4 protein-coding genes are annotated in these 6,741 nt (G+C 51.7%); all 4 read left to right on the top strand.

Annotated elements, in window-relative coordinates:
* A partial coding sequence (locus tag VFE46_20215) for a PQQ-binding-like beta-propeller repeat protein (GenBank protein HZZ30335.1) occupies positions 1-2,289 on the top strand: 2,289 nt, incomplete at its 5' end.
* A 19-nt stretch (positions 2,290-2,308) separates the two neighbouring features.
* Positions 2,309-4,207, top strand: coding sequence for a PQQ-binding-like beta-propeller repeat protein (locus tag VFE46_20210; GenBank protein ID HZZ30334.1), 1,899 nt, complete (start codon positions 2,309-2,311; stop codon positions 4,205-4,207).
* Positions 4,208-4,309: 102 nt separating this feature from the next.
* Positions 4,310-6,454, top strand: coding sequence for a tetratricopeptide repeat protein (locus tag VFE46_20205; protein HZZ30333.1), 2,145 nt, complete (start codon positions 4,310-4,312; stop codon positions 6,452-6,454).
* Between the two features lie 5 nt (positions 6,455-6,459).
* On the top strand, positions 6,460-6,741 hold a 282-nt coding region (locus VFE46_20200; GenBank protein HZZ30332.1), incomplete at its 3' end, for a hypothetical protein.

Genomic DNA, 6,741 nt, shown 5'->3' with positions numbered 1-6,741 from the left:
CAGAATGTCCTTTGGAAGCAATCAAAAGCGGCCGGCATTTCTTCGCCAATTATTCTGAATGGCAAAGTTTACACACAGGTGCGGTATAAGCCTGACACCAAACAAGAACAGGAAGAAGTAATTTGTCTTGACGCCAACACGGGCGATCCACTTTGGGAGAATAAATGGAATGTATTTCTTTCCGATGTACCGGCAGAACGAGTCGGATGGAGCAATCTAGCCGGCGATCCGGAAACCGGCCGCATTTACTCGCAAGGTGTGAACGGATATTTCTCGTGTATTGATGGCGAAACAGGTAAAACTATTTGGTCGCGCTCCCTGGGTGAGGAGTTCGGCATGGTAAGTCCGTATGGCGGGCGCACACATTCCCCAGCATTGTTCGAAGATTTAGTTATCGCAAACGGTGTCATGGTCGGTTGGGGAGAGACTGCAGTGCCGGCGCATCGAATTCTGGCTATGGACAAAAACACCGGCGAGGTGCGCTGGTTCGCCAGTACGAATCCTAAGCCCGAAGATACCGTTTACAGTACGCCATTTTTCACAGTGATTGAGGGGCAAGCAATTATGGTGCTCGGCTCCGCCGACGGGGCGGTGTGGGGATTTCAGCCCCGCACAGGAAAGCCCTTGTGGTTTTTTCGAATGTCGCGCCGGGGATTGAATTCATCACCCACCGTAGTTGGCGACAAAGTGTATATGACGCAGGGGGAAGAAAATTTAGACAACGTCACTGCGGGAGAACTGGTCTGTTTTCGCGGAACAGGCACCGGAAATATTACTAAAACTAACGAAGTCTGGCACGTTCTCAAGGATCTCGCCAGTAAATCTTCACCGCTAGTTGTCAACGGACGGGTTTACAGCGCCGATGATTCTGGCAACTTATATATTGCTGACGCAGGCACGGGAAAACTCATCGGCGCTAAACCGGTTAAGCTAATCGGCACCATTGTTCGAGCTACTCCCTTATTTGCTGACGGAAAAATCTATCTTTGCTCAACCACCGCTTGGCATGTCATGCAGCCGACAGAAAATGGTGTGAAGTTTCTATCCAAAATGCGGTTGCCCGATCAGGATGAAGTCAGCGGATCGCTTACCGTATCGCACGGCAAGATTTATTTGCCCACTGGCGCCGCATTGTATTGCTTGGGCAAGGCAAACGTGAAGCCGGAAGCAACGCCGATTCCACCCGCGCCAAAAGAACAGCCATCGGCAGCTTCCGAAACTGACAAAGCTGCCTGGGTGCAAGTTACTCCCGGTGAATTGGTGCTGAAACCAGGACAAAAACAGCAGTTCCATGTGCGACTGTTTAACGATCGCGGACAAGAGTTGCCGGCCAATAATCCGGCAGTAAGTCAAAAATCGAAATGGGAATTAAACGGGCCGGGCTCGTTCGATGCCAATGGCGTGTACACCGCACCCTTAGGTCCCGCGCATTCCGGTGCAATTGTCACCGCCCAAGTTGGCGAAATTTCTGGCCAAGCTCGGGTGCGCGTCATCCCGCCGCTTCCATGGAAGTGGGATTTTAACGACATCCCTTTGATGCCCGACTCCAAAAACCCAACGGCGCCAAAATCGGGGGAAGCACCGCTGACCTGGATCGGCGCGCGATACCGGCACAAAATTATTGAAAAAGACGATGACAAGGTAATGGTGAAGATTACCACCATTCCTAAAGGCACACGAAGCCAAAGCTGGATGGGCCCTGATGACATGCACGATTACACCGTCCAGGCCGATTTGTGTGGACAGTATAAACCGCAGGCAGCCGGCAATGTTGTTGCAACATCGGTTGATGCCAACTCCTCGACATCAAAATCTGATGCGACGCCGAGTGCCGCACAAATTAATCCGGCTGAAGCAGCCGAAAACCCAGTCATGGGTTTGCCAGATATGGGCTTGATCGCCCAGCGCTACACGCTCGACATGATGGGTAACAGCCAACAATTACAAATTCGATCGTGGCCGCCACAAGTGGCGCGGCGGTTTTCTAAAACCATTCCGTTCCATTGGCAGGGGGATAAATGGTACACGATGAAATTTTCTGCTAGCGCGAAAGACGGGAAAGCGATATTAAAGGGCAAAGTATGGTCGCGGAGTGATCCAGAGCCCGATAAATGGACTATTGAGGCCGTCGATGATGTGCCGAATTTGCAAGGCAGCCCAGGCCTCTTCGGCCAATCGACCATTTCGGAGATTTACATTGACAACGTGAGCGTAGTGTCGAACGAATCGTCGCAGTCCGGCGGCATAAAAAATTCAAAGACTAAATCCGGCGATCTGCCAACGAAATGAAACGAAGAGGAGAAGGTTTGTGACGATTTTGAAATTCGGTGTGCGATGGGCATTGTTATTTCTTTCCACGGCCGTGGCTTTGGGAACAGCGTTCTTACATTCGCTGGCTTCTGGTCAAACCACATCGCCGGAAAGAACACCGCCGTCGATCAACGTTCTTGCCGCTTCTTCTACTTCAAATTCCAGCGGAAGCGGAGCGGTTGGCATGAACCTCGGCACGCAGGCTAAAAAAACCGAGGGAGAATTGGCTGGCGTCGAAGGTTATGCAAAATACGCAGCGGAAGTTGTAGGCGTTGGACCGAACGATTGGAGCATGTGGGGCGGTTCCTCGATTCGCAACAACACACCCGAAGCCAAAAATATTCCTGCAGATTGGGATCCCGGTGAATTCGATCCCGACAGCGGCGCATGGAAAAACAAAGGAGCCAAGGACATCAAGTGGGTTGCCTCGCTGGGCTTCAAAAGCTACGGCAATCCCGTGGTCGCGAATGGTCATGTATACGTGGGAACAAACAATGGTCACGCCTATTTGAAGCGCTATCCGACAGATATCGATTTGGGTGTGCTGCTTTGCTTCGATGAAAAAACCGGTCAGTTTTTGTGGCAAGACAGCAACGAAAAACTTCCCACCGGCCGTGTGAACGATTGGCCTGACGAAGGGGTGTGCAGCGCTCCGCTGGTCGAAGGCAACCGACTGTGGTATGTCTCCAACCGAGGCGAAGTGCGCTGCTTGAGCACCGACGGCTTGCGCGGCGGTAAAAACGTCGGGCCGGTGAAGAATGAAAAGGAAATGGCACAGAAGAAAAATCCCAACGCCGTGTGGGAAGAAGATCAGGAAGCCGATGTAATTTGGGTGCTCGACATGATGAAGCAACTGGGAACGCAACAACACAATATGTCAAACTGCTCCATTACCGCGGCAGGTGATGTGCTGTTTGTGAATACCGGCAACGGCGTGGACGAAGCGCACATCAACCTGCCGGCACCTTATGCCCCCACGTTTATTGCGGTCGATAAAAATACCGGCAAAGTCCTGTGGACTGATAACTCCCCTGGTCCGAATGTGCTGCACGGCCAGTGGTCATCGCCTACGTACGCGGTCATTGACGGCCAACCCCAGGCGATTTTGGGTTGCGGCGACGGTTGGGTTTACAGTTTTGATCCGCGTACAACCAGCGGCAAACCGACTCTTTTGTGGAAATTCGATTGTAATCCAAAGAAATCCAAATACACGCTGGATCGTGCTGATCGCAATCACATTATTGCTACTCCCGTGGTCTATAAGGGGCTAGTCTACATCGGTGTGGGAGAAGATCCCGAACATGGTGAAGGAAACGGACATTTATGGTGCATCGATCCCACCAAGCGCGGCGACGTGAGTCCGGAATTGGTGTTCAATTCGGCCGATCCGACCAAGCCCATCCCGCACAAAAGAAATCAGGCTGCGGTAGAAGCCGATGGTGATTTTACGCGCGCCAATTCCAATTCCGCCTGCGTGTGGCATTACGAAGGGGAAGATCTCAACAAAAATGGCAAGCTCGATCCCGAAGAAACCATGCACCGCACTTGCGGCACCGTAGCCATTAAAGATGATATTTTGGTCGTTGCCGATTTTTGTGGAATCATTCATTGTCTCGATGCCAAAACCGGCCATTGCTATTGGACGCACGACATGCTGGCCGCCAGTTGGGCTTCGCCTTTAATTACAGATGGGAAAATTTTCATCGGCAACGAAGACGGCGACATGTTGGTGTTCAAATTCGGAAAAACGAAGGAACTGCTCAGCAAAAACTCCGACGGTAAGCCGGATGGCATCAACATGGGCTCCAGCATTTATAGCACTCCGATTGTTGCCAATGGGGTGCTGTATATCTCAACGCGCAATCTGCTGTTTGCTATCGCTCCGCCCGGCAATTGATTGGATTTCCCACTCAGGAGTTCTTTTTCGCCGGAAATTGGTCTTCGGTTGGCTCGGTTTTTGGGGTATCGTCGGCGGCCCAAATACCGATTCATTTTCCTCATGCTGCTGTTCGCTTGCATGCCAGCCGACAAATTTGACGCGCTGCACCCGGCTGTTCCGGCCCGGCACGTAATCTCATTCAATCCCTCTGCTGCGCAATTTAGCATGTTAGGGAGCTTGTTGATTTGCGCTGCGGTACTCGTCGCTTATTGGCCGGCACGCCATGGAGATTTTGTATTGGACGACGATCTACTATTGACTCACAATTCGATAATTCAATCTCCTAACGGTCTATACCGTTTTTGGTTTAGTAAACAGCCGGCGGATTACTGGCCCGTCACCAACTCTACGCTCTGGCTGGAATGGCGGCTGTGGGGAATGAACCCCACTGGGTACCATCTCACAAATTTGCTGTTGCACATGATTGATTCGCTTCTCGTGTGGTTGGTGCTGAAGCGACTGGGGATTCCGGGGGCATTTCTAGCTGGTTTGTTGTTCGCAGTGCATCCGGTCAATGTGGAAAGCGTCGCCTGGATTGCCCAGCGCAAAAATGTGTTAGCGTTAATGTTCGGTTTGCTGTCGCTTCTACTATGGCTGGCTGCTGAGCGAAAATTTGCGAGCAACACTTCAACCACGAACGCAGTCCAGCATGCGGTGCCGCGTGGAGCTTTTGGTAGGTGGTATGGAATGAGTCTGGGCGCGTTCGTGTTGGCGATGCTGAGCAAAGGCTCGGTCGCAATTTTCCCCATCGTATTGTTGTTGTTGACTTGGTGGCGACACGGACGAGTCAAGTTGCAAGACCTCCTGTGTAGCGCACCATTCTTTGCAGTCTCCGCAGTATTGTCGTGGGTCGATATTTGGTTTCAGCGGCAAGGATCAGGCGAAATTATTCGCGATGTAAATTTTTGGCAGCGTATGTGTGGCGCCGGTGCCGCGGTTTGGTTCTATTTGGGAAAAGCACTGCTGCCTATTCGGTTGTCGTTCGTGTACCCAGCCTGGAATATCCAGGCAAGCAATTTGCTCTGGTGGCTACCTTGCTTAGCAGCAATCGCTGTCACGCTGATACTTATCCGGCAACGAAATTCGAATCGCACTCTCTGGGCACGATCTTCTCTTTTCGCTTGGGTGTTCTTTGCAATTTCATTATTGCCAGTCATGGGTTTTACCGACGTAGGCTTCATGCGGCATTCGTTGGTCGCTGATCATTATCAACACATTGCAATCATTGCCCTTGTCGCTCTGGTCGCATCGGCGGTTGCTTTCATTTTTGCCCGAGTTCCAACCTCCTTGCGTTGGGCGGTTGTAACCCCTACGGGTGTGGTTGTGTTGGCATTAACCTTTTTGGCGCGTCAGCAAAGCGCGCTGTATGCCGGTCCCATGTTCCTGTACGAAGACACGATCCAAAAGAACCCAGCAAGTTGGTTGGCTCACAATAATCTGGGAAATGCGCTGGTCGATGCTGGTCGCAAGTCGGAAGCACTGGCGGAATTCGAGCGAACCGTCGAATTGAATCCTGATAGTTCAATCGCTCACAACAACTTGGGTATGCGCTTTTACGATTCTGGCCAATTAGCAGAAGCCATCGATCATTTTCAGAAAGCCATTCGGCTGCAAAATAACTATGCCGACGCTTACCATAACCTGGCCATGTCGCTCGATCGGCTTGGCCAATCGGAAGCAGCCGTCGCTCAACTACAACTAGCCATTAAATATCAGCCCGACTTCGCCGAGGCGCATTACCATCTGGGTGCCATTTATTTGAATGCTGGCCAGTTGGAAAACGCAATGATTCAATTAGAGCAGGCGCTCAAAATCAAAAGCGATTATTTCGAAGCGCGCAACGATTTGGGCCTTGTGTTATCAAAATCGGGCGTGTTCCCCGAAGCAATCCAGCAGTACACGCTTGCGTTACGGTTGAAGCCAGATTCGCCCGAAACGCATAGCAACTTGGGCAATGCTCTGGCAAAGTCAGGTCAACTGGAAGACGCGATTGCGGAATATCAACAAGCTGTGCGATTGCGGCCCGATTATGCACAAGCGTATGTGAATTTGGCCATGACCGAAGCGGTTGTGGGACACGCTGCTGAGGCGGAAGCTGCAGCTCGATCCGCATTGAAATTAGCTCGTTTACAAAATGACACACGGCTGACCGCGCAAATTGAAGCGTGGCTCGTGGCACATCATGGAGTTGCACTGCAACGGTAAATGACATGCAACACAATTTGCAACACCGACTGCCAGGAGTGAACTTTGTCGACCGACATCGGTCGCTAATCTTCGGATTGGCTTTGGTTATTTTCGCCGTTTTACTGGGATGGATTTATCGTGGAACGCTGCGTGCGCCTTTTGTGTTTGATGATGCCCCCAGCGTGGAGACGAATTCATCGATTGTGCGATTGTGGCCGTTGGTGGGAACGGGGAGTTGGCGGGGGCCGTTGAATCCGCCACGCGATTTGCCAACTTCCGGCCGGCCGCTAGTGAACCTGACGTTG

This window comes from Pirellulales bacterium, assembly GCA_035656635.1.
GTDB lineage: Bacteria > Planctomycetota > Planctomycetia > Pirellulales > JADZDJ01 > DATJYL01.
This window is presented reverse-complemented; position numbering and strand designations above follow the sequence as displayed.

What these genes read in the sequence shown, in the direction of transcription:
- VFE46_20205 (HZZ30333.1), top strand. Translation starts at nt 4,310, where the DNA reads ATGCTGCTGTTCGCTTGCATGCCAGCCGACAAATTTGACGCGCTGCAC.